At 65.8% G+C, this 24,729-nt stretch carries 22 protein-coding genes and 1 tRNA gene; 11 read left to right on the forward strand and 12 right to left on the reverse strand.

Going from position 1 to position 24,729, the window contains the following annotated elements; genetic code table 11:
* Window positions 1-8 precede the first annotated feature (8 nt).
* From spt to AC07TU_RS06925, 8 genes are all read right to left on the reverse strand, one after another.
* On the reverse strand, window positions 9-1,262 hold the full coding sequence (gene spt / locus AC07TU_RS06890) for a serine palmitoyltransferase (protein ID WP_495187182.1): 1,254 nt from the start codon (window positions 1,260-1,262) through the stop codon (window positions 9-11).
* Window position 1,263: 1 nt separating this feature from the next.
* The gene (locus AC07TU_RS06895; protein WP_495187183.1) at window positions 1,264-1,509 is read right to left on the reverse strand and encodes an acyl carrier protein; all 246 of its coding nucleotides are present in this window, start codon (window positions 1,507-1,509) and stop codon (window positions 1,264-1,266) included.
* 208 nt (window positions 1,510-1,717) lie between these two features.
* Window positions 1,718-2,623 carry an NAD-dependent epimerase/dehydratase family protein gene (locus AC07TU_RS06900; protein WP_495187184.1) on the reverse strand — a complete coding sequence of 302 codons (906 nt, stop codon included), beginning with the start codon at window positions 2,621-2,623 and terminating at the stop codon, window positions 1,718-1,720.
* Complete coding sequence (gene proB / locus AC07TU_RS06905; protein ID WP_495187185.1) at window positions 2,620-3,723, reverse strand: glutamate 5-kinase; 1,104 nt, start codon at window positions 3,721-3,723, stop codon at window positions 2,620-2,622. The genes AC07TU_RS06900 and proB overlap by 4 nt, the downstream gene beginning before the upstream one ends.
* A 38-nt stretch (window positions 3,724-3,761) precedes the next feature.
* Window positions 3,762-4,469, reverse strand: a complete 708-nt coding sequence (locus AC07TU_RS06910) for a MipA/OmpV family protein (protein ID WP_495187186.1) — start codon at window positions 4,467-4,469, stop codon at window positions 3,762-3,764.
* 140 nt (window positions 4,470-4,609) lie between these two features.
* A complete protein-coding gene (gene obgE, locus AC07TU_RS06915; RefSeq protein WP_495187187.1) occupies window positions 4,610-5,659 on the reverse strand; it encodes a GTPase ObgE in 1,050 nt (349 codons plus the stop codon).
* 36 nt (window positions 5,660-5,695) lie between these two features.
* On the reverse strand, window positions 5,696-6,937 hold the full coding sequence (locus AC07TU_RS06920; RefSeq protein ID WP_495187188.1) for an alpha/beta hydrolase family protein: 1,242 nt from the start codon (window positions 6,935-6,937) through the stop codon (window positions 5,696-5,698).
* 1 nt (window position 6,938) lies between these two features.
* Window positions 6,939-7,529, reverse strand: coding sequence for a TetR family transcriptional regulator (locus AC07TU_RS06925; protein WP_495187189.1), 591 nt, complete (start codon window positions 7,527-7,529; stop codon window positions 6,939-6,941).
* A gap of 46 nt (window positions 7,530-7,575) precedes the next feature.
* Between AC07TU_RS06925 and AC07TU_RS06930 the strand changes: the two genes are divergently transcribed.
* From AC07TU_RS06930 to AC07TU_RS06955, 6 genes are all read left to right on the forward strand, one after another.
* Complete coding sequence (locus AC07TU_RS06930; RefSeq protein WP_495187190.1) at window positions 7,576-8,439, forward strand: metal-dependent hydrolase; 864 nt, start codon at window positions 7,576-7,578, stop codon at window positions 8,437-8,439.
* A 108-nt stretch (window positions 8,440-8,547) separates the two neighbouring features.
* A complete protein-coding gene (locus tag AC07TU_RS06935) occupies window positions 8,548-9,732 on the forward strand; it encodes an efflux RND transporter periplasmic adaptor subunit (RefSeq protein WP_495187191.1) in 1,185 nt (394 codons plus the stop codon).
* A gap of 12 nt (window positions 9,733-9,744) precedes the next feature.
* On the forward strand, window positions 9,745-12,942 hold the full coding sequence (locus tag AC07TU_RS06940; protein WP_495187192.1) for an efflux RND transporter permease subunit: 3,198 nt from the start codon (window positions 9,745-9,747) through the stop codon (window positions 12,940-12,942).
* Window positions 12,939-14,399 (forward strand): efflux transporter outer membrane subunit, encoded by a 1,461-nt coding sequence (locus AC07TU_RS06945; protein WP_495187193.1) that lies wholly within the window; start codon window positions 12,939-12,941, stop codon window positions 14,397-14,399. The genes AC07TU_RS06940 and AC07TU_RS06945 overlap by 4 nt, the downstream gene beginning before the upstream one ends.
* 125 nt (window positions 14,400-14,524) lie before the next feature.
* Complete coding sequence (locus tag AC07TU_RS06950; RefSeq protein ID WP_495187194.1) at window positions 14,525-15,829, forward strand: MFS transporter; 1,305 nt, start codon at window positions 14,525-14,527, stop codon at window positions 15,827-15,829.
* Window positions 15,826-16,374, forward strand: a complete 549-nt coding sequence (locus AC07TU_RS06955; protein WP_495187195.1) for a thermonuclease family protein — start codon at window positions 15,826-15,828, stop codon at window positions 16,372-16,374. The genes AC07TU_RS06950 and AC07TU_RS06955 overlap by 4 nt, the downstream gene beginning before the upstream one ends.
* A 1-nt stretch (window position 16,375) precedes the next feature.
* Here AC07TU_RS06955 and AC07TU_RS06960 read toward each other — a convergent pair whose 3' ends face one another.
* The 4 genes from AC07TU_RS06960 to hspQ all read right to left on the reverse strand — a co-directional run bounded on the left by AC07TU_RS06960 (window position 16,376) and on the right by hspQ (window position 18,374).
* Window positions 16,376-16,930 carry a GNAT family N-acetyltransferase gene (locus AC07TU_RS06960; RefSeq protein WP_495187196.1) on the reverse strand — a complete coding sequence of 185 codons (555 nt, stop codon included), beginning with the start codon at window positions 16,928-16,930 and terminating at the stop codon, window positions 16,376-16,378.
* A gap of 171 nt (window positions 16,931-17,101) precedes the next feature.
* Window positions 17,102-17,371, reverse strand: coding sequence for a 50S ribosomal protein L27 (gene rpmA / locus AC07TU_RS06965; protein ID WP_495187197.1), 270 nt, complete (start codon window positions 17,369-17,371; stop codon window positions 17,102-17,104).
* A 13-nt stretch (window positions 17,372-17,384) separates the two neighbouring features.
* Window positions 17,385-17,756, reverse strand: a complete 372-nt coding sequence (gene rplU / locus AC07TU_RS06970; RefSeq protein ID WP_066576444.1) for a 50S ribosomal protein L21 — start codon at window positions 17,754-17,756, stop codon at window positions 17,385-17,387.
* Window positions 17,757-17,993: 237 nt separating this feature from the next.
* Window positions 17,994-18,374 (reverse strand): heat shock protein HspQ, encoded by a 381-nt coding sequence (hspQ, locus tag AC07TU_RS06975; RefSeq protein WP_075152644.1) that lies wholly within the window; start codon window positions 18,372-18,374, stop codon window positions 17,994-17,996.
* 132 nt (window positions 18,375-18,506) lie between these two features.
* Here hspQ and AC07TU_RS06980 point away from each other — a divergent pair.
* The 5 genes from AC07TU_RS06980 to AC07TU_RS07000 all read left to right on the forward strand — a co-directional run bounded on the left by AC07TU_RS06980 (window position 18,507) and on the right by AC07TU_RS07000 (window position 24,412).
* Window positions 18,507-18,596 (forward strand) — tRNA-Ser (locus AC07TU_RS06980).
* Between the two features lie 152 nt (window positions 18,597-18,748).
* Entirely contained in the window at window positions 18,749-19,258 is a 510-nt protein-coding gene (locus tag AC07TU_RS06985) for an RNA polymerase sigma factor (protein WP_495187198.1), read from the forward strand.
* Window positions 19,255-20,346: a FecR family protein gene (locus AC07TU_RS06990; protein ID WP_495187199.1), complete on the forward strand. Its 1,092-nt coding sequence runs from the start codon at window positions 19,255-19,257 to the stop codon at window positions 20,344-20,346. Before AC07TU_RS06985 ends, AC07TU_RS06990 begins: the two co-directional genes overlap by 4 nt.
* 125 nt (window positions 20,347-20,471) lie before the next feature.
* Entirely contained in the window at window positions 20,472-23,768 is a 3,297-nt protein-coding gene (locus AC07TU_RS06995; protein ID WP_495187200.1) for a TonB-dependent receptor domain-containing protein, read from the forward strand.
* 110 nt (window positions 23,769-23,878) lie between these two features.
* Window positions 23,879-24,412 (forward strand): PraA/PraB family alkane oxidation protein activator, encoded by a 534-nt coding sequence (locus AC07TU_RS07000; RefSeq protein ID WP_495187201.1) that lies wholly within the window; start codon window positions 23,879-23,881, stop codon window positions 24,410-24,412.
* The last annotated feature ends 317 nt before the right edge of the window (window positions 24,413-24,729 follow it).

The raw sequence follows: 24,729 nt of genomic DNA on the forward strand, positions 1-24,729 counted from the left end.
GGCCAGCCCTAGCCGATGACGCCCACGGCCTGGCCCGCGGCCTTGAACATCGCGAGGATGCGCTGGACCTGCTCGGGCGTATGCTCGGCGCAGAGCGAGCAACGCAGCAGGAAGGTACCGGCCGGGGTGGCGGGCGGGCGTGCCATGTTGACGTACAGGCCGTTGTCGAGCAGCGCCTGCCACATCATCACCGCCTGTTCCTGATCGGTCAGGATCACCGCGATGATTGCGCTGTCGCAGGTCTCGGTGCCGAGCTTGAACCCCATTTCGGTGAGGCCGGCATGGACCGCCCGGGCGTTTTCCCACAGATGCTGGCGCTTGTTATGCGCGTGCTTCAGCTTGCGGATCGACGCCGCGGCGGTCGCGACGACGCTGGGCGGCAGCGACGCGGTGAAGATATAGGCGCGGCAGGCGAGGCGGATCGCCTCGAACTTCGGATGGTTCGACACGCAGAAGCCGCCGACCGTGCCAACCGACTTGGAGAAGGTGCCGACGATGAAGTCGACATCGCCCTCGCATCCCTGCGCTTCATAGACGCCGCGGCCGTTCGGGCCATAGAAGCCCATTGAATGGGCCTCGTCCGAGAGGACCATTGCGCCATGCTTCTTGGCGACCGCGACCATTTCCTTGAGCGGGGCGACGTCGCCAAGCATCGAATAGACGCCCTCGAGCACCACCAGCTTGCCCGCTTCCGGTGGCAGGCGGCCAAGGCGCTTGTCGAGATCCTCGACGCTGTTGTGGCGGAAGCGGACGATCTCCGCATAGCCCTGCTTGCAGCCGTCATAGATGCTGGCGTGGCTGTCGGCGTCGAGGATGACATAGTCGCCCTTGCCGGCCAGCGTGGCGATCATGCCGAGATTGGCCATATAGCCGGTCGAGAAGACGATCGCGCCGGTGGTGCCGTAGAAATCGCGCAGCGCCTCTTCGACCTCCATATGGTCGCGGAAGGTGCCGTTGAGCATGCGGCTGCCATTGGTGCCGCTGCCGAACTGGTCGAGCGCGTCCTTGCCCGCCTGGATCACGTCCGGGTCGAAGGTCATGCCCATATAGTTGTAGGTGCCGAGCAGGATCGTGTCCTTGCCCTTGATCACCGCCTCGGTCGGCGATTTGACTTGTTCCATCACGATCGCGAACGGATCGGTGACGCCGCTGTCGAGCAGGGCCTGACGCTCGGCGATCAGGCCGTCGAACTTGCTCATCAGGTCGCCCTGCGTGCCGACGGGCACGTCGGGGGCATCCGGGGTCGCGATCGAGTCAGTCATGTCAGGCGGCCTTGAGCTTCTGGACGGCGTCGACGAGCTGGCCGACGGTCTCGATTTCGGCCTGCATGTTCATCGTGATGATGATGTCGAATTCGTCCTCGATCGCCGCGACGAAGTCCATGACGGTCAGGCTGTCCCACTCCAGGTCGCCGGCGAAGGTGGTGGAATCGGCAAGGTCGATGCCCTTCTTGTTGAAGGGTTCGATCAGGCCGGAGACGGTTTCGAAGATCTGGGTACGGTCGCTCATGTGCGGTCCTTAATTTGCTTGCCGCCAAGTGCCAAGCGATTGCGGCGGAAACGGGGTGAAGCCGGGGCGAGGCTGAGCCGGGCTGGTTTACAGCCTCCGGAGGGGAAGTTGACGAAGAACGCATGTTTTTCGCGTTTCGTGTCAAGCAATCGGCGGAGCCGGAGAATGAGCCGATCGGAACAGGCGAATTCCAACATTGCAAGGCCGGTCAGAGCAATCCTTCCGCCCGATACCAGTCGGCAGTCTGCTTGAGCCCGGCTGGAGTCTCGATCTGAGGCGCCCACAGCGCAGCCGGTGGCCGGCGGCCGGGATCCGCAGTCCAGTCGGGGTGGCTCAGATAGGCCGCGCGGTCGGGGGTCAGCTTGGCATTCGCCTCGCGGAAGAAACGATCGGCGCGGGCGGCGAGATGGAGCAGGCCACGGGGCACCGAAAGGGGAAGCGGGCGCTTGCCCACCGCCTGCCCGACAAGACGCGCGAACTCGCCATGCGTGTAGCCCCCGTCGATCCCGTCGTCGCACTCATAGATATGGCGGCCGGGATCGGTGAGCGCGAGGGTGACGAGCAGCCGCGCCAGGTCCGCGACATGGACCAGCGAGATGCGGCCCGCGGGCGGCAGCAGCACGAGCCCCGACTTCGCCATGCGGAAGATGTCGCGCATCTCCATATCGCCCGGGCCATAGACGCCGGGCGGGCGGATCATCGTCCAGTCGAGGCCGGAATCGCTGACCTCCTGCTCGGCCAGCGCCTTCGAGCGGCCATATTGCGAAAGCTGCGGTTCGCGCGCCGACATCGACGAGACATGGACGAAGCGCCTGACCCCCATCGACGCCGCGGCGGCGGTCATGCGGCGGGTGCCGTCGACATTGCCGTGGATGAAGCCCTGGGGCGTGGGCGCGTTGACCACCCCGGCGATGTGAATCACCGCATCGGCGCCGCTGGCAAGCCGGGCGAGCGCCTCTTCATGCTCCAGATCGCCGGCGATCCAGCTGACGCCCTCGCGCGCCGGTTGCTCGCGCCGGGTGAGCGCGCGGACATGGATGCCGCGGGCGAGCGCATGTGCGACCGCCGCCTTGCCGACGAAGCCGGTGGCGCCGGTGAGCGCGACGGTGGTCACAGCAGTGCCATATGATTGCGGTGGACCAGCGTCGACCGGGGGGCATAGCCCAGGATTCCGGCCTGATCGTCGCTGCGGGTGCCGAGGATCGCCAGGGCGTCAGGCGCATCATATTCGGAGAGGCCGCGCGCGATCGGGCCGTTGGGTCCTTCGATCGTCACCAGATCGCCGCGGAAGAAGACGCCGCGGATCGCGGTGGCGCCGATCGCGAGCAGGCTGCGACCCTCGGTCAGCGCATGCGCCGCCCCGGCATCGACGGTGATGCTGCCCTTGGCAGTGAGGCGTCCGGCGAGCCACGCTTTCCGCGCACGCGTGCGCTTCTCGGGCAGGAAGACGGTGTGGCGGGCATCGGCGGAGAGCGGACGGTCGATCCGGCCGCTGGCGATGGCGAGGCTGACCCCGGCGGAGGCGGCGATGCGCGCCGCTTCGATCTTCGAGACCATGCCGCCCGAGCCCATGCCCGAAGCCGAGCCACGGTCGGCCATGCCCTCGATCCGTCCGTCGATCCGGTCGACCACCGGGATATGGACCGCGCCGGGGAGGGCCGGGTTGCGATCGTAGAGCCCGTCAATGTCGCTGAGCAGCACCACGCCGCTGGCGTCCGCCGCCTGCGCGACGCGTGCGGCGAGCCGGTCATTGTCGCCGAAGCGGATTTCGGCGGTGGCGACGCTGTCATTCTCGTTGATCACCGGCACCACGCCGAGCGACAGCAGCCGGCCGAGGGTGGCGGCGGCGTTGAGATAGCGGCGGCGATCCTCGAGATCGTCGAGCGTCACCAGCATCTGCGCGGCGGTGAGGCCGTTGGCGGCCAGCACTTCGGCCCAGACCTGCGACAGCGCGATCTGGCCGGTGGCGGCGGCGGCCTGTGCATCCTCGAGGCTGGCGCGGCCGCCCTTGGCGAGCTTCAGCCGCCGCGCACCGAGCGCGATCGCACCCGATGAGACCACGGCGACCTGCTGCCCCGCCTGCACGCGCGCGGCGATGTCGGCGGCGATCCCTTCCAGCCAGTCGCGCCGGATCGCGCCCTCCGGATCGACGAGCAGGGCCGAGCCGATTTTGACGACGAGACGCGGGCAGGAGGCGGGCGGGAAGAGATGCATCGAACCGCGCTTAGCGCGCGGCGCCCCCGCCGCCAATCTTACTCTTGGTGCTTGCCGCCAAAGCTGTAGCTCAGCGCGAAGCCCAGCCATGGCTGGTTGCGCGAGCCGGCAGTACGCACATAGGGCGACGCCGCCGCGTCACCGACCAGCCGGTAATAGCTGCCATAGGCGGCGATGCCCCAATGCCGGTCGAGCTGTCGCAGATAGCCGATCGTGGCGCCGACGCTCTCGATGCCGCTGCCGGGGGTGTAGCCGGGCAGACCGGACGCGACGCTGTCGGCGGGCGTGATGCCATACCATGCCCGGTGATAAGTGGCGTCGGCCAGCGTCACGCGCGGCCCGATCGACAACAGCCAGTCGTCGCGGTCGCGCAGGACATAGTCTGCGCTGACTTCGCCAACCCAGCCGCGATGGCCGCTCACCGCCTTGCGGGCTTCCGCGCGCACGCGCAGCTGGTCGGTGAGCCAGGCCTGAGCGAAGCCGCCGAGCTCGAGGCTGAAGCCGACGCCATGCAGCGGCATGCCGATATCGGACGCCTTGCGCTTGTTTTCGAAGCTGAATGACGGGCCGAACTCGACCGCGCCGATGTGCGCGATGGCGAAGCCCTCGCTTTCGTCTAGCGCCTCGAAGGTGAAGGGCTGGTCGCCGCGGGCGCGCGCGACGTCGAAGAACGGACCGAGCGAGAGCTTCGATGCGCCAGGCGTCGCGGGTGCGATCTGCGGACCGATGAAGATTCGCGTCCGCATCGGCTCGCGCGGCTGCTCCGGGACATCGGTTTGCGCGGCGGCCGGGAAGGCAAGGGCCAGGGCGACAAATGTCAGGGCATGCGAGACCGACGATCCTGCGGTCCTTCCGCCGCAAGGACGATCGAGACGTTGGCGCCCGGTCAGATCGGCGACCATTCGATCTCGTCCTCGCCCTCGTCGTCATCGGTGACGCGCGCATGGTCGGGGCCGATCGCTTCGAGCAATTTGTCGAGCGCCCAGTCGACGCCGACGCCGCTGGCGCCGCTGATCGGGATTACCTCGGCGCCGCTGGCCTCTTCCAGCTCGGCGGAGAGCGCCGCGATCAGCTCGTCGTCGAGCATGTCGATCTTGTTGAGCGCGACGATGATCTTCTTGTCGAGCAGGCCGGCGCCATAGGCTTCGAGCTCGTCGCGAACGATGCGGTAGCTGGTGGCGACGTCTTCATCGTTCGCGTCGACAAGGTGGAGCAGCACCTTGCACCGCTCGATATGGCCGAGGAAGCGGTCGCCGATACCGGCGCCTTCTGCCGCGCCCTCGATCAGGCCGGGAATGTCGGCGATCACGAATTCATTCTGCTTGTGGCGGACGACGCCAAGCTGGGGGCGGGTGGTGGTGAAGGCATAGGCGCCGACCTTGGCCTGCGCGTTGGTGACGGCGTTGATGAAGGTCGACTTGCCGGCGTTCGGCAGCCCCACCAATCCCGCGTCCGCCAGCAGTTTGAGCCGCAGCCAGACATACATTTCCTCGCCCGGCCAGCCGGTACCGTGCTGGCGCGGGGTGCGGTTGGTGCTGGTCTTGTAGCTGGCATTGCCGCGGCCGCCGTCACCGCCCTTCAGGAAGACGATACGCTGGCCCGCTTTGGTCAGGTCGGCGAGCAGGGTGCGCTCGTCGTCATCGGCCAGGATCTGGGTGCCGACCGGGAGCTTGATGACGAGATCGTCGCCGCCCGCGCCGGTCTTGTTGCTGCCCGACCCGCCATGGCCGCGCTGTGCCCGGAAATGCTGGGTGTAGCGAAAGTCGATCAGTGTGTTGAGGCCGGGTACCGCCTCGAAGATGATGTCGCCGCCCTTGCCGCCGTCGCCGCCGTCGGGACCGCCATATTCGATATATTTCTCGCGCCGGAAACCGACGGCGCCGCCGCCGCCCCAGCCGGATTTCACATAGATCTTTGCCTGGTCGAGAAAATGCATGGAGGTACCTGAATTGGGGAGCGGGCCGGTGCCGCTTTACTTAGTCAAAAATTCGCCGCGGCCATAGGGCGGGGTCGTCCGGCCCTTGATCCAGTCGCCGAGCAGGCGGAAATAGCCGTTGGTGACGCGGGTGGAGGAGCGTTCGCCTTTGGCGTCCTGGGTGAACTCGACCATGCCGTGATCGGTATCCGGGAAGCGGACGATGGCGATGTCATGCCCTTCGCGGCGCAGCGTCTGGAGCCGGTCGATGGTGGTCTGCGGCGGAGCCTCACGGTCCTCGGCGGCGATCACCCAGAGTTGGGGAACCTTCACCTTGCGCATCCACCCCATCGCATCATAGCGCCAGTCGAGTTCGAGATTGTCGAATTTCGAGGCGCCCTCGCGGCGCAGGGTCGTTTCGTCGAGTGCAAGGATATCGCCGGTGAACTCGCCCTTGATCTTCGCGAACCAGGGCTGGGTACCGTATCGTGCCCTCACAGCTGCCAGCTGCTCATAGCCCTGCCTGAAATGCTCGGCCATGACGTTGCCGGTGGCGTCGGTGATCTCGCGCGCCTGTTTGAGGACGTCGGCGTTGTAGCCTGCTTCGGTCAACTCGGCGGCGACCTGCGAGGCGTCTTCCTCAAGCGGGTCGATCAACAGGCCGAAGCCGATGGCGACGAAGTCCGCGCCCGCGTCATTGGCCGCGCGCGGGGCGACCCAGCCGCCCTGGCTGCCGCCGAGCAGGCCGAAGCGCGAATAGCGGCCGGCGGCGAGTCGCTTCGCTTCCTTCGAAGCGGCGGCCGCGTCGGCGCCGAGGGCGTGGAAATTCTGGTTGTAGCTGCCCTGCGATTCGCCGGTGCCTCGCTTGTCATAGACGAAGGCGGAGATGCCCTGCGCGGCGAGGACCCAGGGGTAGGAGGCGAATTTGACCGCCGGGGTCCGCTCCGAGCCGTGGACGGTGATGACGAGGGGCGGTTTGGCCCCGGCCTTCACCTGAGGCTCGATGAGCAGGCCGTTGAGAATCAGGTCGCCGCTCCTGAACTTCGTCGGTGTGAGGCGGACCGCGACCTTCCTGTACGCGACGCGCTTCACGTCGAGCGTGTCGCCGTTGCAGATGACGCCGCCGTCATTGGTCAGGCCGAAACGGCCGTCGTCCGCCCACCAGCGCCACGCGCCCGTCTGCGCAGTATCGGAGCGCTCCATGATGACCATGAAGTGCCCGTCGGGGCCGGTATAGGCACCGGGCTGGCACGGAAGGGCAGCCGCCTGCGCGGCGAGAGCAGCGGCGGCAAGCAGCATCTCAGTTCTGCTGATTGTGCATGAGTGCGTTGCGCGCGATCTCGCGCGCGCGCTCGCGGGGGAGATTGAGTGCGCGCGCCATCGGTCCGCCCAGCAGGGCGTCGCCCAGCGCCATCAGTACCAGCTGGAGCGTCTCGTCCTGGATCGGCCGTTCCTCCTTGGAATGATCCTCGGAAAGCTCTTCGACCAGATCGTGGATGGCCGTCAGGATCGGATCGAGCGCATCTTCGTTGCCCGACAGGATCATCCAGCTCGCCAGCGCGCCGCCGCCGCCCTGGCCAAAGGCGTCGAAGGCCAAATCGACCACCTCGCGCGGATTATGGTCGCCTTCGCGTGCGCGGAACACCGCCTCACGGATGGTGGTGGTGATGAAGTCCGCCATGCGCTCGATCAGCGCGCGCTGAAGCCCCGCGGCAGAGCCGAAATGGTGGAGGAGGTTGGCGTGCGTGCGGCCGATACGCGCGGCGACCGCCTTGAGCGTCACCGCCTGCGGCCCCGCCTCGATCAGGATCGCGCGCGCAGCCTCAAGCGCGGCGTCGCGTGATTCCTCCGGAGTGAGGCGCTTCCGTTCGGGAAGGGGTATTATTGACATTGATGTAAGTAAGGCATAATTTCGTTCGTAACTGCCTTGGAGGAAAATGGTGGCGAACGCAAAGACTCCCGCTGATCTGACGATCAATCCGCGCGATCGCCGCTTCGGACGCGGGCAGGCGCAGGACCGGTTGTGGCTGGGCGGCGATGTCGTGGGCACGGCCTTCTACAATGCGCTGTCGGTGACCTTCCCCAAGGGCGAGGCCTTCTTCATCGAGAGCGTGAAGGCGTTCCGCGAAGGCGTGAGCGAGAAGCTCGCGCGCGAGATCAAGGCATTCACGATCCAGGAAGTCGTGCACAGCCGCGAGCATGTCGCGTTCAACAAGCGCGTGCTCGACCACGGCTATGACATCAGCCGGCTCGAAGCGCGGATCGACCAGGTGCTGGAGATTGCGCGCGCACGGCCGGCGATCGTCCAGCTCGCCGCGACGATGGCGCTGGAACATTATACGGCGATCATCGCCTCCGAACTGCTGAGCAATCCGAAGCATCTGGCGGGCGCTGATGCCGAGAGCGGCGAGCTGTGGCGCTGGCATGCGCTGGAGGAGATCGAGCACAAGGGTGTCGCCTACGACACCTTCCTGCATGCGACCCGGAACATGAGCCGCTGGAAGCGCTGGAAGATCAAGTCGCTGACGATGCTGCTGATCAGCGGCACCTTCTGGAAGCACCGGATCGAAGGAACGTTGGACCTGATGGCGCAGGACGGTCTTACCGGCTGGCGCGCGAAGGCGGCGCTGGCGAAATATCTGCTGGCCTCGCCCGGCATCGTCCGGCGCATGATCCCGGCCTGGTCGAGCTATTTCCTGCCGGGATTCCATCCCTGGAACCATGACGACCGCGCGCTGATCAAGCTGGCGGAAAGCGCGTATGCAGAGGCACTTATGCCCAACGTTGTGGCAGCAGCGTGAGACCATACCCGAATTACTGAACGGAAAATTTCAGAAATTATCCGTTGCGGGGTTGAAACCTCCGCTTCGTCCCCCCAATTGCCGCGGCGCAGCAAAGGGGAAAGAATAATGCGGTCTGCAATCGCCATCGTGGCTCTGACTCTGCTTTCGGCTTGCGGAGGCGGGGAAGGTCCGCCGCAGCAAGCCGCGCCTGAAGTAACGGTCGCAACCCCCTTGCAGCGCGAAGTCGTCGACTGGGACGATTATACCGGCCGCTTCGTCGCTCCGCAGGACGTCGAGATCCGCGCGCGGGTCAACGGTGTCATCACCGCGATCCATTTCCGCGACGGTCAGGATGTGACTCAGGGCCAGCCGCTCTTCACGATCGACCCGCGCCCCTATCAGGCGCAGCTTGCCCAGGCACAGGCACAGATCGCCCGCGCGAACGCGGCGCTGACCAATGCCCGCCAGGTGACGGCGCGCAGCCGCGCGCTCGCCAGCGCGCAGGCGGTGAGCAAGGAAGAGCTCGAGACCAACATCGCTGCCGAGCGCAGCGCCGCCGCCGATCTGGCGGCTGGCCGCGCTTCCGCAAACGCGGCGCAGCTCAACCTCGGCTTCACCACCGTGCGGGCGCCGTTCAGCGGCCGCATGTCGGACCGCAAGGTCAGCCTGGGTGACTCGGTTGCCGACGGGCAGACGGTGCTGACCCGCATCGTTTCGATCGACCCGATCCGCTTCGAGTTCGAGGGCGCCGAGAGCTTCTACCTCAAGAATCTGCGCCAGGATCAGCGCGGCGAGCGCGGTTCCTCGCGCAACACCGCCAACCCGGTTCAGATCCAGCTCGCCGACGAGACCGAGTATCGCTGGAACGGCCGGATGCGCTTCCTCGACAGTGCGGTGGATCCGAATTCGGGCACCATCCGCGCCTATGCCGAGGTTCCCAATCCGACGCGCTTCCTGACGCCGGGCATGTTCGGCCGTGCGCGCCTGCTCGGTTCGGGCACCTACAAGGCGATGCTGATCCCCGATGAGGCGATCGTCACCGACCAGACCCGCCGTCTCGTCTATGTCGTCAGCAAGGACAACAAGGCGACCCCGCGCGTCATTGAGGTCGGCGCCAAGGTGGAAGGGCTGCGCATCGTTCGCGACGGGCTTGCCCCGACCGACCGCGTGATCATCGCCGGGATGGGCATGCTCCAGCCGGGTGCACCGGTCACGCCGAAGAAGGGCGAGATCAAGCCGGATGCGACCAAGCAGGCCGCACCGACCGCCCCGACCGAGGAGCCGGCATCCGGCCAGGCCACCGTCCGCTAAAGGACCGAAGCGATGAAATTTCCGCATTTCTTCATCGAGCGGCCGATCTTCGCGGCGGTGCTCTCGATCCTGATCGTGATCGTCGGCGCCATCGCCTATCCGGCGCTGCCGATCGCCCAATATCCGAACATCGCCCCGCCGACGGTGGTGGTGACCGCCACCTATCCGGGCGCGAGCGCGGAAACGCTGGCGGAGACCGTTGCCGCGCCGATCGAACAGGCGATCAACGGCGTCGACAACATGATGTACATGACGTCGTCGTCCACGGGTAACGGCCAGACGCAGATCACCATCGCGTTCAAGCAGGGCACCAACGTCGATCAGGCGCAGGTGCTGGTGCAGAACCGCGTCCAGCAGGCCGAGCCGCGCCTGCCCGAGGATGTGCGCCGTCTGGGCATCACGGTGAACAAGAACTCGCCCGACTTCCTGATGGTCGTGTTCTTCACCTCGCCCGACAACAGCCTCGATATCCAGTATATCTCGAACTACGTGACCCTGCAGGTGCAGGACCGCATCGCGCGTATCCCGGGCGTGGGCCAGGCGCTCGCGTTCGGCGGGCGCGACTACAACATGCGCCTGTGGATCGACCCCGGCCTTGCTGCCGCGCGTGACATGACCATCGACGAAGTGGTCAACGCCGTCCGCGGGCAGAACGTCCAGGTCGCCGCCGGTTCGGTCGGCCAGCCGCCCTATGGCAATGCCAGCCCCGCCTTCGAGCTGGGCGTGCAGGCCAAGGGCCGCCTGACCACCCCCGACGAGTTCGGCAGCATCGTGATCAAGCGCGATGCCGAGGGCAAGCTGACCCATCTGCGCGATGTCGCGCGGATCGAGCTGGGCGCGCAGGATTACAGCTTCAACGGCTATCTGAACGACAAGCGCGCGGTCGGCGTGGGCGTGTTCCAGCTGCCCGGTTCGAACGCGCTGGCGACCGCCGACGCGGTGAAGGCCGAGCTGGAGACGCTTTCCAAGCAGTTCCCGCAGGGGATGAAATACTCGATCGACTACAACCCGACCGAGTATATCGACCAGTCGATCAACGCGGTCGAGCAGACGCTGGTCGAGGCGCTGATCCTGGTGGTTCTGGTGGTCATCATCTTCCTCCAGAGCTGGCGCGCGGCGATCATCCCGATCATCGCGATCCCGGTGTCGCTGGTCGGCGCCTTCGCGGTGCTGCTCATCTTCGGCTATTCGCTGAATACGCTGTCCCTGTTCGGCCTCGTTCTCGCCATCGGTATCGTCGTCGACGACGCGATCGTGGTTGTCGAGAATGTCGAGCGATTGATGGAGGAGAAGGGGCTGTCGCCACGCGAGGCGGCGCACGAGACGATGGACGAGGTGTCCGGCGCGATCATCGCGATCAGCCTCGTGCTCGTCGGCGTGTTCATCCCGACCATGTTCATCCCGGGCATTTCGGGCGCCTTCTACCAGCAGTTCGCGATCACCATCGCCTCGGCGACGATCATCTCGGCCTTCGTGTCGCTGACGCTCTCGCCCGCACTCTGCGCGCTGGTGCTCAAGCACAAGGGCCATCATTCGGAGATTCCGCAGGGCTGGCGCGGACTGCCCGCACGTGCAGGGCTCAAATTCAACCAGGGCTTCAACTGGCTGTCCGAGAAATACGGCCAGCTCACGTCGAAGCTGGTGCGGATGCTGATGGTGGTCGGCGTGATCTATGTCGCGCTGATCCTCGTCGCGGGCTGGCGCTTCACCTCGACCCCGTCGGGTTTCATCCCGCCGCAGGATCAGGGCTATCTGATCGGCGTGGTCTCGCTGCCGCCGGGCTCGTCGCTCCAGCGCACCGATGCCGTGGTGCGCGAGGCGATCGGTATGGCCAACAAGGTGCCGGGGATGCTCTATTCGGTGGGCTTTGCCGGCCTTGACGGGGCAAGCTTCTCGACCGCACCGAACGCGGGCGTGATCTTCCTCGGCTTCAAGCCGCATGCCGACCGCAAGGAGACGCAGCAGGACATCAAGACGGCGCTGGAAGCCAAGTTCGCCGGGATCAAGGGCGGAACGCTGTTCATCGTGCCGCCGCCGCCCGTGCCGGGCATCGGCAATGGCGGCGGGTTCAAGATGATGATCCAGGACCGCAGCGGGCAGGGCTATCATGCGCTGGCCGGCTCGGCGATGGCCATGATGATGGGCTCGTTCCAGCAGGAAAGCGTCGCCAGCGCGTTTACCCAGTTCAACACGGGTACGCCGCGCCTGACCGCCGATGTCGACCGCGAGCGCGCGGAGCGGATGGGCGTGCCGGTGCAGAACATCTTCTCGACGCTCGGCTCGTATCTGGGTTCGGCCTATGTCAACGACTTCAACTATCTGGGCCGGACCTTCCGCGTGACGGCACAGGCGGACGCGCCCTATCGCGATGATGCGTCCGACATCCAGATGCTGAAGACGCGCTCGGCCGCGGGCGAGATGGTGCCGATGAGCTCGGTGATGACGCTCAAGAACGACAGCGGTCCGTATCGCGTGGTGCGCTACAACCTCTATCCGGCGGCCGAACTGCAGGGCGATACCAAGCCCGGCTATTCGACCGGCCAGACGCTGGATGCGATGGAGGCGCTCGCTGCGAAGACCTTGCCGCGCGGCATGGGCTTCGAATGGACCGAGCTGGCGTTCGAACAGCGCCAGGCGGGCAATACCGGCGTGCTGGCCTTTGGCCTGGCGGTGGTGTTCGTCTTCCTGCTGCTCGCCGCGCTCTATGAAAGCGTGGTGCTGCCGCTGGCGGTGATCCTGATCGTGCCGATGTGTCTTCTGGCCGCGATCCTGGGCGTCAATCTGATGAAGATGGACAACAACATCCTCACCCAGATCGGTCTGATCGTGCTGATCGGCCTAGCCGCGAAGAACGCGATCCTGATCGTCGAGTTCGCGCGCCAGAACGAAGAAGAGGGCATGGATATGTGGGAGGCCGCGAAGCATGCGGCGCACCAGCGTATGCGTCCGATCGTCATGACGTCGATCGCGTTCATCCTCGGCGTGCTGCCGCTGGTGATCGCAAGCGGCGCGGCGGCGGAGCTTCGCCAGGCGCTGGGTGTCGCGGTGTTCTTCGGCATGATCGGCGTGACGATCTTCGGCCTGCTCTTCACCCCGGCCTTCTACGTGATCTGCCGCAAGCTGGGTGACTGGGCGAGCGCGACGTTCGCCAAGATGCGCCACAAACCGACCCACGACCCCAAAGACCCCGTAGTGGAGCCCGCAGAATGAAGCGCCTCAGTCTGATTGCTCCGTTGCTGGCGGGCTCGCTGCTCGCGGGCTGTGCGGTGGGGCCGAACTATGAACGCCCCGAAACGCCGCCCGCGGCGGCCGGCGCCTTCGTCGATCCGGGTATCACCAAGGTGACGCCGGGCGCGGTCGAGGGCGAATGGTGGCGGCTGTTCAAGGATCCGGTGCTCGACCGGCTGGTGGTGGAGGCGCTGGCGCACAACACCGACATCCGCCAGGCTTCGGCGAACCTCAAGCGCGCGCGGGCGATCCTGTCGGAATCGCGCGGCCAGCGGCTGCCGGGCACGACGCTGCAGGGCCAATATACCCGCCAGCGCACCGGCGCGGAGAGCGTTCAGGGACTGCCGCCGGGCGTCGACGGGGTCGAGAACGACTTCTTTCGGCTTGGGTTCGACGCGTCCTATGAGGTCGACCTGTTCGGGCGGGTGAGCCGCTCGATCGAGGCGTCGCGCGGCGATACCGAGGCGGCGCAGGCTGCGCTCGACGGCGCACGCGTGGCGGTCGCGGCGGAAACGGCGCGGACCTATGCTTCGGCATGCGGGTTCGCGGCACAGGCCGAGGTGGCGCGTGAAACGGTGCGGCTCCAGACCCGCACCTTCGAGCTGACCCAGCGGCTGGTCGAAGCCGGGCGCGGCACCGCGCGCGATATCGATCAGGCGCGCGTGCTGACCGAGAATGCGCGTGCGCAGGTTCCGGCGTTCGAGGCCGAACGGCGTGCGGCGCTCTATGCGCTGGCGACGCTGACCGGCAAGCCGCCGGCCGAGCTGGATACCGATGCGAGCGCGTGTGCGACTCCGCCGGGCGTTTCGGACCTGATTCCGGTGGGCGACGGCCAGGCGCTGCTCGCGCGGCGGCCGGACGTGCGCCAGGCCGAGCGGCTGCTCGCGGCGGACACGGCGCGTGTCGGCGTGGCGACCGCTTCGCTCTATCCGTCGATCCGTCTGCTGGGTTCGGTGTCGCTTGGCGCACAGAATCTGGATGATCTGGGCAAGAGCTCGTCGTTCAACTTCTCGCTCGGGCCGCTGCTCAGCTGGAATTTCCCCAACATCACTGCGGCACGGGCGCAGATCCGCCAGGCCGAGGCAGGCGCCGAAGGGTCGCTCGCGGCGTTCGACGGCACGGTGCTGACCGCACTGCGCGAGGTCGAGCAGGCGCTGGCGCGCTATTCGGGCGAGATCGAGCGCAACGTTGCGCTGCGCCGCGCGGATACTGCGGCGACCAACGCCGCGCGAATCGCGATCCTGCGCTTCGACGCGGGACGCGACAGCCTGCTCCAGCGGATCGATGCCGAGCGTGACCGCGCCGGCGCGCGTGCTGCGCTCGCCCAGTCCAACGCCGCGCTGGCCGAAGCACAGGTCGCCTTGTTCAAGGCGCTGGGCGGCGGCTGGGAAGGCGCGCCCACGCCGGTACGCCGCGAGGCTTCGGCCGCGACCCCTTAGGGCAATGCCCTGAACCCCAGGAGCCGGACACCCGCCGTGTAGCGTGACGGTGGTGGGTGTCCGGCTCCGTCCTCGGGGGTGGTAGTGGCGCGCGGAAACCGCCATCGTGCCGAACCGAGGACCGTATGACGCCCTTTCATCACCTGCTGATCAACAATCTGGTCGCGAACATCACCAACTTCACCGTGTGGTTCGCGGTGACCTTCTGGGTGTTCCTCGAGACCAAGTCGGTGTTCGCGACGGGCATGATCGCGGGGATCTACCTCGTCCTCACCGCGTCGCTCGCAATCTGGTTCGGCAGCCTGGTCGATCATCACCGCAAGACGCGGGTGATGATGGTGTCGAGCGCGGCGTCGCTGCTCCTCTATGCGCTGTCGCTGGCCGGATACTGGCTGGCGCCCGAGGGGAGCATGTCGAAGATCGCCGCGGTACCGCTATGGGTGTTCCTGTTCACGGTGATGCTGGGGGTGATCGCGGGCAATCTGCGCAGCATCGCACTGCCGACGCTGGTGACCCTGCTGGTGCCCGAGGATCGGCGCGACAAGGCCAACGGGCTGGTCGGCATGGTGACGGGTATCGGCTTCCTCACCACTTCGGCGATCAGCGGTTTCCTGGTCGCCTGGGGCGGGATGGTCGCGACGCTGGCGTTCGCGATCGGGCTATCGGCGCTGGCGATGCTCCATCTCGCCTTCATCGAGGTCGACGAGAAGGTCGCTTCGGATACGCATGACGAACCCAAGCGCGTCGATCTTGCCGGTACGATCAGGGTCGTGGGTGCCGTGCCGGGGCTGTTCGCGCTGATCTTCTTCGCCGCGTTCAACAACCTGCTCGGCGGCGTGTTCATGGCGCTGATGGATGCCTATGGCCTGTCGCTGATGAAGGTCGAGCATTGGGGGCTGCTCTGGGCGTTCGTCTCCTGCGCCTTCATCCTTTCCGGGCTGCTGATCTCGCGCACCGGGCTTGGCAAGAATCCGCTCAGGACGCTGCTGCTGGTGAATGTGATCGTCTGGGCGGTCGCGGCGGTATTCACGATCCAGTCGTCGATCGCGCTGCTCGCGGGCGGCTGTTTCATCTGGCTGTTCCTCGGTCCCTATGCCGAGGCGGCCGAGCAGACGACGCTGCAGAAGGTGGTGCCGTTCGAGCGGCAGGGCAGGGTGTTCGGTTTCGCCCAGTCGATCGAGCAGGCGGCCTCGCCGCTCACGGCATTCATGATCGCGCCGCTCGCGCAGTTCGTCTTCATCCCCTTCATGACCACCGGCGCGGGGGCGGAGATGATCGGCGACTGGTATGGCCGCGGGCCGGAGCGCGGGATGGCGCTGGTGTTCAGCATTGCCGGCGTGATCGGCGTGCTGGTCGCCTTTGCGGCGTTCAATTCGCGCGCCTATCGCCAGCTATCGGCTGCCTATGCGCGGGAGGAAGCGGCGGCATGAGGCCGCGGCGCTGGCTGCGGCAGATCGCCGTGCTGGTAGCTTTGTTTCTGCTGATGTTCGTGATCGCCGAGCTGCGTGCGCCACCCGAGCGGCTCACCGCCGAAGGTGCAGCGGTGCAGGTGATCGATGGCGACAGCCTGCGGATCGGCGAGCGGACTGTCCGGCTCCAGGGCATCGATGCGGTCGAGTTCCATCAGCCGTGCCGCATGCCCGACGGCAAGGAATGGCGCTGCGGGGTGGAGGCGCGCAAGGCACTCGCCGCGCTGACGGGGAAGGGCGGGCTGGCCTGCGAGCCGCAGGCGACCGACACTTTCGGCCGGGCGGTGTCGATCTGCTCGGTCACGGGTGTCGAGGATATCGGTGCCGCGCTGGTCGCGCAGGGCTGGGCGGTCAGTGGCGATGGCGAGCGGGAAGGGGGCTATACCGCCGAGCAGCAAGCCGCCCGGGAGGCGAAGCGTGGCATCTGGCGCGGCAGTTTCGACCGGCCTGCGATATGGCGCGCCGCGCATCCGCGCAGCGCGCCATCGTCAGTCCCGGCCACCTAGCTCACGCCGCCATTCGGTCGCACGGGTCGTCGTTGCGATCCTCGCCCGACAGGCGGTGCTCGTACTCGACGCACTGCACCTCGCCGCCGCGGCCGCGCGAATAGCGGGGCACGACGCGGCCGGTGGCCTGGAAGCCGAGCTTGCGCAGGACCCGGCCCGAGGCGGGGTTGTCGATATAGTGGCCGGCCGCGAGCCGCGGGACGCGCAAGGTGCGCGCCATCGCGATCACTGCCTGCCCCGCCTCGGTCGCATAGCCGCGGCCCCAGGCGTCGGGGGTGATCCAATAGCCCATCTCGTGCGGCTCATTGTCATAGGGACCGAAGCCGATCCCGCCGACGATCCGGCTGGTGCCGTCCTCGAGCGCGCAGATCAGAAAGCTGGTCTTGCGCTGCCGCTCGGGGCTGGACAGGAATGCCTGCGCGTCGCCGAGCGTGTAGGGCCAGGGCGCACGGCCGAGGTTGCGGACGACCTCGTGATGGCCCATCGCGCGCGCCAGTTCGGGGGCGTCCTCGATCCAGCCGGGCCGCAGCATCAATCTTTGCGTTCTCGCGAACATCATACTCTCCTCGCGTGGTCGCCACTGGCCCCGTTTGATGACGGAACAGCGACGATCTGGATGGGAGGGAGCAAGAAAAAAGGGAGACCGGGGCGACCCGTCTCCCTTATGCGGTCCCCTGAAGCGGGGACCCGGATCGCCCTGGCGGGCAACCCGGCTGGTTACCCAATGTTACTCGGCTGCTTCCGCAATCATGTCTACCGAACAGAATTTGCGGCCGAGCTTGCCGTCGTGGAATCGCACGCGGCCGTCGGTAAGCGCGAACAGCGTATGGTCCTTGCCGATGCCGACATTGACACCCGGATAGAACTTAGTGCCGCGCTGACGGACGATAATGTTGCCGGCAATGGCCTGCTGGCCGCCAAACAGCTTCACGCCAAGGCGCTTCGATTCCGAATCACGGCCGTTACGCGAAGAGCCGCCTGCTTTCTTATGTGCCATTTCGCGTTACTCCTTACGCTTCCGCAGCCGGGGCAGCGGCTTCCGCCGGTGCCGCATCGGCCTTCTTTGCCTTCGCCTTCTTCTCCTGCGCACCGATCGCGGTGATCTTCAGGATCGTGTGGTTCTGGCGATGGCCGTTCTTGCGGCGATAGTTGTGCCGGCGGCGCTTCTTGAAGACGATGACCTTCTCGCCCTTCGCCTGCGCGACGATCTCGGCGGAAACGGTCAGGCCGTCGGTGGCCTTCAGCTCCGAACCTTCGCCAGCGAGCAGCACGTCACCGAGGGTGATCGTCGAACCGGCTTCGCCCTCGAGCTTCTCGACGACGATCTTGTCTCCTGCGGCAACGCGATACTGCTTGCCGCCCGTGCGCACGACTGCGAACATGGCTCTTTCTCAATTCCAAATGCTTGTGCCCGCGCAGGACAAACCCGCCGGGAGGAAGGGCGCGCCTAAGCGAATCGCTGTTTCAAGTCAACCTTTGTGCCGGACTTTTCGCTTGGAGCGCCCGGAGGCGGTGCCAGCCCGCTCCCCCACCCGGCCACCCATCAAGATACACTGAAGTGGGTGGCCGGGTGGGGGAGCGGGCTGGCACCGCAACGGCGCGTGAGCGCCGTTACCAAATCAGTGCCGGTGTTCGCGCTTCAGCCGATAGCGCCCGTCGCCCAGTTCGTCGAACAGGCCGCCGATCGCCGGGTGGTTGACCGGTTCGTCGCTGTCGTCGCTCACCAGATTCTGCTGGCTGACATAAGCGACGTAGCTCGATTCGGCATTCTCGGCGAGCAGGTGGTAAAAGGGCTGGTCCTTGCGAGGACGCGCGTCCTCGGGAATCGCCTCATACCATTCGTCGCTGTTGGCGAAGACCGGGTCGATGTCGAAGATCACGCCGCGGAAATCGAACATCCGGTGCCGCACCACGTCGCCCACGTTGAAGCGCGCATGCGCGATCGGCGGAACGGGAACCCCGGCGGTGGAAAGATCGAGAAAGTCATGGGCGCGAGTCATATGCTCAATCTAGTGCGGATTGCGCGCCGCACAAGAAGTGCAGGAAGGGCGCTTGTGCGGCTCGATTCTTTGGTCTAGAGGCGCCCGCTCGACTGGCCGGACCGGCAATTGCCGTCCCCCGGATCCCCTCGCGGAGAGGTGGCAGAGTGGTCGATCGCGCCGCACTCGAAATGCGGTTTACGGGGAACCGTAACGTGGGTTCGAATCCCACCCTCTCCGCCACTTCCTTGTCATCCATTGCACAGGGCCCGGGATATCCGGCGCGAGGCCAGGATTCCGCAGCGTCAAATCGATATCGCCAGGTTGAAGATTCCTGGGCGCGATCCGGCTATACGTGCGTCAATAGAACAGGGCCGTAGGAGATTGGGGGGGACGTGGCTGCAGAAGCGGTTTCCGATCTGGAACGACTGGTCCGGCAATTCCGGCCGGCGCTGGTCGCATTCTTCTCGCGCCGCGTCGCCAGTCCCGCCGAGGCCGAGGACCTGACTCAGGAGGTTTTTGTCCGACTCGCGCAGTCCAATATCGATGCCGTTGAATCGACCGAAGCCTTCATCTTCCGCGTCGCGACCAACCTGTTGCGCGACGGATCGCGCCGGGACCGCGTGCGCGCCGCCTATCGCGCGTCCTTCGAACAGGAGGACGGGATCGGCATCGACACGATCGATCCGCACCGCATCGCGGCATCGCGTGAGACGATCGGCATCCTGTGGGCCGCCATCCAGGCGCTGCCTGAACCGACGCAGCAGATCTTCATCCTGTACCGGGTCGAGAACATCCAGAAGCAGACCATCGCAGATAATTTCGGATATAATGTGCGTACCGTCGAAAAGCATATTTCCCGCGCCCTTGTGTTTCTGGCGCGCCGCATGGGAGGCCGGGCATGACCGCGCCGACCGACGACGACGGTGTCGCCATGGGCTATGAGGAGCAGGCCGCCGAATGGTGCTGGCGGATCGCGGAGCGTGCGCTCACCGATGAGGAGCAGGCGGCCTTCGATCGCTGGATCCGGGCCGATCCGCGCCACCAGCAGGTGTTCGACGAGATGGTGGCGGTCTGGAAGGGTACCGACACGATCGCCGAAATGCCCGGCTTCCTGTCGCTGCGCGCCCGCGCGCTGACGACGATGGAGAGCGCCCGCGATCTCAACGAGGTGTCGTCCTATGGGCGCAGGAACTGGTTCCGGCGCTTTGCGGCGGCCGCAGCGGTTGTCCTGGGTGTGTTCGGCGGCTTCTGGTATTTCTCGGACGGCGCTGACGTCTACGGCACCGGTACCGGAGAGCGGCGGGTCGTGCAGCTTGAGGACGGGTCGCGCATGTCGCTCGATGCGTCGAGCCGGGTCGTCGTCGCCTATTCGGACGACCGGCGCGCGCTCCGGCTTGAGCAGGGACGCGCGAAGTTCGATGTCGCAAAGGACCCGCTGCGTCCGTTCACAGTGACTGCCGGCAATCAGACCGTGGTGGCGACCGGCACCGCGTTCAGCGTCGAACTGCTGCGCGATCAGATGCGCGTCCTTCTCTATGAGGGCGAGGTTGCGGTGGTCTCGCAGCCGGCGGCGGCCGGGCGGGCGGCTGCCGTCAAGTCGGTCAAGGCGACGACAGCGGCGGCACCGCCGCCGCCGGCCGGTGCGATGGAGCAGCTCGTGCCTGGACAGGAACTGGTTTCCAGCCTGGTGTCGGGGAAGGTCAGGATCGCCCCGGCACAATTGGACCGTTCGCTGCTGTGGGAGGATGGCAGGCTCGACTTCGTGGACGAGCCGCTGGCGCGCGCGGTCGAGCGCATCAATCGCTATACCAATACGCCGATCGTCGTCGGCGATGCCGCGGCGAGCCGGCTTCTGGTGAACGGCGTGTTCGATGCGGGGGATACCCAGAGCTTCGTCCGGGGGATGACCGCATTGTTCCCGCTGTCGGCCAGATATGACGGGACGAAGGTCACGCTGGTAAGCGGCAAGGAGCCGCTCGCTTCAAAATAAAATAGATGGGCGCGAATCCGCCCGTACCGCGTCTCTAGAAACAGAGGGGCGTATCAATCGACCCCTCAGAAATTGGGGGAGATGATATGTCGCAAAGGCCGTACCTGCTTTCCGGATTGGCGAGTGTGGCGTTAATTGCCAGTGCGACTGCGTCGCCGGCCTATGCACAGCAACTCTATGATTTCGATATCCCGGCGCAGGACCTTGGCAGCGCGCTGCGCGCCTTTGCCCGGACGTCCGGCGTCCAGGTGATCTTCGACGGCAGCGCGATGCGGGGCAAGCGCAGCCTGCGCCTTCGCCAGCGTGCGGCTCCGGATGCGGCATTGAACAGCCTGCTGCGGGGCACGGGGATGAACTATCGCCGCGACGGCGGTATTTATGTGATCACGCCCACGAGCACTGTGAGCCGCCCGGCGGTGACCACGTCGCCATCCGCTTCGCCCGTGCTGCCCGCGCAGCAGGAGCCGGCGGCCGAGGGCGATGCCGAGATTATCGTGACCGCGCAGAAGCGCGAGGAGCGGATCACCGACGTGCCGATCGCGATCACCGCCCTTTCGGGGAGCGCGCTGGACGACCGCAAGATCGAGGGCGGATCGGAACTGCTGCGCGCAGTGCCGAACGTGAATTTCTCCAAGACCAACTTCAGCATGTACAATTTCTCGATCCGCGGGGTCGGGACCCAGTCGATTTCGGCGTCGAGCGATCCCGCGGTTGCGGTGAGCTTCAACAACACGCCGCTGGTGCGCAACCGGCTGTTCGAATCCGAATTCTTCGACATGGCGCGGGTGGAAGTGCTGCGCGGGCCGCAGGGCACGCTCTATGGCCGCAACGCCACCGCGGGCGTGGTCAACATGATCCCCGCGCTGCCTGGCCGCGACCTTGGTGCCGAGGTGCGTCTGGAAGCGGGAAGCTATGGCAGCATGCGCGCGAACGCGATGCTCAACATCCCGCTCGGCGATACGCTCGGCGTGCGTCTGGCCGGAGCCTATACCAGCCGCGAAGGCTTCGACTACAACAGCTTCACGAAGCGGCACGTCAACGACCGCAACCTCTGGTCGACGCGCGCCACGCTTGCATGGGAACCGAGCGACCGGTTCCGCGCCAATGTGATCTGGCAGCATTTCGAGGAAGACGACAACCGGTCGCGCACCGGCAAGCAGCTGTGCACCAACGATCCCGGTCCCACGCAGGTCGGCAATGTCGCCGTCACCGATCCGGTCCTGCGCGGGCGCATGAGCCAGGGCTGTCTGCCCGGGTCGCTCTACAACGATGCGGCGTTCGGCGTGCCCAATGGCATCAGCCTCGTCTATCTGTATCTGCCCAGCACGCTGACGGTGGGGCAGACGCGGCCTCCCGGTGGCGCGCCGCGGCGGAATGTCTACATGGTCGACGTTCTGGACCCCTTCGCCGGCGTGACCCAGTCCCGCGACCTGCGCGAAATCTCGACCAACTATGATCCCAAGTTCCGCGCGACGAACGACGTGTTCCAGCTCAATCTGGAATTCGAGCCGGCCGACGGCCTGCAGCTGGTGTCGCAGACGGCCTATGCGCGCGACCGCTTCTACTCGACGCAGGACTATAACCGCTTCGTGACGGTGCCGCTGTTCGGGGATTCGTCGCAGCCCTATCTCTATACCGGCACCCGGCCGGTGGATTCGGTGCGGTTTCCCGGATCGACGCCGGGCGGCATCTATTGCGATCCGCAGCTCGGCTGTTCGGACCGCATGGTGTCCGCGGATCTCAGCCGGTCGCGCAACCGGCAATGGTCGCAGGAATTCCGCCTGCAATCGAGCTTTGACGGGCCGGTCAATTTCCTGATCGGGGCCAACTATCTCGATTTCAAATCGCAGGATGACTATTACGTCTTCAACAACATGTTCACGTTGCTCGCGGACTGGTTCTACAGCCGCGGGGTTGCGTCGGCGCAGAACCCGGGCATGTTTCTCCTGCCTTGCGAGCTTGGCGACGAAACGCGCGAGTGCGTCTATGTCGACCGTAATCCGATCGATAGCCTCAACAACAAGGGGCATAACTATTTCCTCAGCCAGAACGGCGTGCGGATCAAATCGGGCGGTATCTTCGGGGAGTTCTACTGGAACGTCGCCAGCAACCTGAAGCTGACCCTCGGCGGGCGTTACACCCGCGACCGGAAGCGCGCCGATCAGGTCCCCAGCCAGCTGCTGCTTGGCGGCGGCGCCAATAATCCCTTCGGCTCGCCGGCGGGCGACATCACCGGCGGCCGGGTGAACAGTGGCTACCCCGCGCTCCCGGAGATCGTGCAGACCTGGGGCCGCTTCACCGGCCGTGCCGTGCTCGACTGGAAGCCGGACCTCAGCTTCACCGACGACACGCTGATCTACGCCTCGGCATCGCGCGGCTACAAGGGCGGCGGCGTCAATCCGCCGCGCGTCGATTTCAACCCCGCCGTGGTTCAGTATCAGTTCCTGCCGCAGACCTTCCGGCCGGAATATGTGAACGCGTTCGAGATCGGCACGAAGAACAGCTTCGCCGGCGGCCGGTTCACGCTGAGCGCAACGGCGTTCTACTATGACTATAAGGACTATCAGGTCTCGCAGATCGTCGATCGCATCGCGTTCAACGAGAATTTCGATGCGACCAGCTGGGGCCTGGAGTTCGAGGCGGCATGGCGGCCCTCGCGCGCATTCCGGGTCGATGCCAATTTCGGCTATCTCAAGACGCGGCTCAAGGACGGATCGAAGTCGATCGACGTGATGAACCGGACCCAGGGCGACCCCGACTGGGTCGTGCTGCGCCCGTGGCTGCAGGTGCCCTCCAACTGCATCGCACCGCGCAAGATCGTCGAGCAGGTGCTGACACGGCGTCTCGTCCCCGACATCGCCCTTGCGACTTTGTGCCCCGGCGCGTCCCGGGTCGGCGGCTGGAATCCGGCGGTTCCGACACGCGGGCCGAATTTCGCGAACCTGTACGGCATCACCTATGATCCGTTCGCGCCCTATAATCCGGACACGGTCGGCCTGAACATCAATCAGGGCGGCAGCGGCGCGCCCAACGGCGGTCGCGGCTTCTATGCCGATCTGTCAGGCAACGAACTGCCCAACGCGCCGCGCTGGACCGGCAATATCGGCGCGCAATATACCGTGTTCATCGACAGCGGCGCATGGGAACTGACCCTCCGCGGCGACTACTACCGCCAGTCGAAGAGCTACGCCCGCGTCTACAATACCGAATATGACCGGCTGCGGGCCTGGGACAACGTCAATGCCGCGCTGACGCTGCGGCGGCCGGAATCGGGACTGTCCTTCCAGCTCTATGTCAAGAACCTGCTCGATAGCACGCCGATCACCGGGTTCTTCACGAACAGCGATGATACCGGCCTGACGACGAACGTATTCACGCTCGATCCGCGGATCGTAGGGTTCAACGTCTCAAAGAAATTCTAGAATATGTGAGTTTAATACAGGGGAGTTTGCCTATGGAGTTGAAGTTGTATTGATCCTTAAGTCCCAAGATTGGTTTATTCTATTTCGATATATTACTATAGGAGAGGAATATGAATAAGTTGATTTCCAGCCTCGTTGCTTGCACCGCGCTCATGGCCGCGCAGACCGCAGCGGCACAGCACACCAGCCCTTATCTCGACCCTGCGGCACCGTGGACCTTCACGGGTTCGGCGGACGTCTCGAAGGGGCTCTTCCTGCCGGGTTGCGCAGTGACGATCGTGCTGAGCGGTCCGGACAATAACGGGGACGGCCTGTCGATCAGCCACACCGATCTTTCCAATGTGAGCGCGACGATCACGCTTGCAGGCGGTCTGTGCGGCGCGGTCACCATCGACCCGATCCCCGCCGGCAAGGTCAAGTACAGCGGCACCTCCAGCTCGGGAACGCTGACGTTCGAGGACGTCTATGCGCACACGATCACGCTGGGCGATTGCTCGGGCGATCTCGTGGGTGCGTGGGATCAGGGGACCGGGACCCTGACCATCGCTTCGGGCACGATGCCGCCGGTCAACGGTGGTCCGCCGTGCACCATCGACGGGGAAGTTCAGCTGAGCAGCCCGTCGGGCGGTACGATTGTTCCGTAACGCAGCGACGCGTTGCCGATGTGGGAACATTCATTCTCTCTTAGGCGGACGGGCGCGCGATTTCGCGCGCCCGTCTTATCGCGGGTGGAGGATGTATGCGCCGGTCCGTCCGGTTACGCTCTTGTCATCGGATCGGTGCCGGTGTTTCTGACCTCCGTATGATCGATCAACCGCCGCAGAGCGGGAGCGTCCATTTCGGAGGGTGAGAGTAGCTTGGGGAAAGCGGGCGTACTTCCATGACCCTGCATCGGCTCGCCGCGTCGCTTATCCTATTGCCCCTGACGCTCATTCCGGACGCAGGGGCTCAGACAGATAAA

It is taken from the genome of Sphingomonas sp. GW821-FHT03E12, from assembly GCF_059420685.1.

What these genes read in the sequence shown, in the direction of transcription:
- spt (WP_495187182.1), bottom strand. Translation starts at nt 1,262, where the DNA reads ATGACTGACTCGATCGCGACCCCGGATGCCCCCGACGTGCCCGTCGGC.
- AC07TU_RS06895 (WP_495187183.1), bottom strand. Translation starts at nt 1,509, where the DNA reads ATGAGCGACCGTACCCAGATCTTCGAAACCGTCTCCGGCCTGATCGAA.
- proB (WP_495187185.1), bottom strand. Translation starts at nt 3,723, where the DNA reads ATGCATCTCTTCCCGCCCGCCTCCTGCCCGCGTCTCGTCGTCAAAATC.
- AC07TU_RS06910 (WP_495187186.1), bottom strand. Translation starts at nt 4,469, where the DNA reads ATGCGGACGCGAATCTTCATCGGTCCGCAGATCGCACCCGCGACGCCT.
- obgE (WP_495187187.1), bottom strand. Translation starts at nt 5,659, where the DNA reads ATGCATTTTCTCGACCAGGCAAAGATCTATGTGAAATCCGGCTGGGGC.
- AC07TU_RS06920 (WP_495187188.1), bottom strand. Translation starts at nt 6,937, where the DNA reads ATGCTGCTTGCCGCCGCTGCTCTCGCCGCGCAGGCGGCTGCCCTTCCG.
- AC07TU_RS06925 (WP_495187189.1), bottom strand. Translation starts at nt 7,529, where the DNA reads ATGTCAATAATACCCCTTCCCGAACGGAAGCGCCTCACTCCGGAGGAA.
- AC07TU_RS06930 (WP_495187190.1), top strand. Translation starts at nt 7,576, where the DNA reads ATGGTGGCGAACGCAAAGACTCCCGCTGATCTGACGATCAATCCGCGC.
- AC07TU_RS06935 (WP_495187191.1), top strand. Translation starts at nt 8,548, where the DNA reads ATGCGGTCTGCAATCGCCATCGTGGCTCTGACTCTGCTTTCGGCTTGC.
- AC07TU_RS06940 (WP_495187192.1), top strand. Translation starts at nt 9,745, where the DNA reads ATGAAATTTCCGCATTTCTTCATCGAGCGGCCGATCTTCGCGGCGGTG.
- AC07TU_RS06945 (WP_495187193.1), top strand. Translation starts at nt 12,939, where the DNA reads ATGAAGCGCCTCAGTCTGATTGCTCCGTTGCTGGCGGGCTCGCTGCTC.
- AC07TU_RS06950 (WP_495187194.1), top strand. Translation starts at nt 14,525, where the DNA reads ATGACGCCCTTTCATCACCTGCTGATCAACAATCTGGTCGCGAACATC.
- AC07TU_RS06955 (WP_495187195.1), top strand. Translation starts at nt 15,826, where the DNA reads ATGAGGCCGCGGCGCTGGCTGCGGCAGATCGCCGTGCTGGTAGCTTTG.
- AC07TU_RS06960 (WP_495187196.1), bottom strand. Translation starts at nt 16,930, where the DNA reads ATGTTCGCGAGAACGCAAAGATTGATGCTGCGGCCCGGCTGGATCGAG.
- rpmA (WP_495187197.1), bottom strand. Translation starts at nt 17,371, where the DNA reads ATGGCACATAAGAAAGCAGGCGGCTCTTCGCGTAACGGCCGTGATTCG.
- rplU (WP_066576444.1), bottom strand. Translation starts at nt 17,756, where the DNA reads ATGTTCGCAGTCGTGCGCACGGGCGGCAAGCAGTATCGCGTTGCCGCA.
- hspQ (WP_075152644.1), bottom strand. Translation starts at nt 18,374, where the DNA reads ATGACTCGCGCCCATGACTTTCTCGATCTTTCCACCGCCGGGGTTCCC.
- AC07TU_RS06990 (WP_495187199.1), top strand. Translation starts at nt 19,255, where the DNA reads ATGACCGCGCCGACCGACGACGACGGTGTCGCCATGGGCTATGAGGAG.
- AC07TU_RS07000 (WP_495187201.1), top strand. Translation starts at nt 23,879, where the DNA reads ATGAATAAGTTGATTTCCAGCCTCGTTGCTTGCACCGCGCTCATGGCC.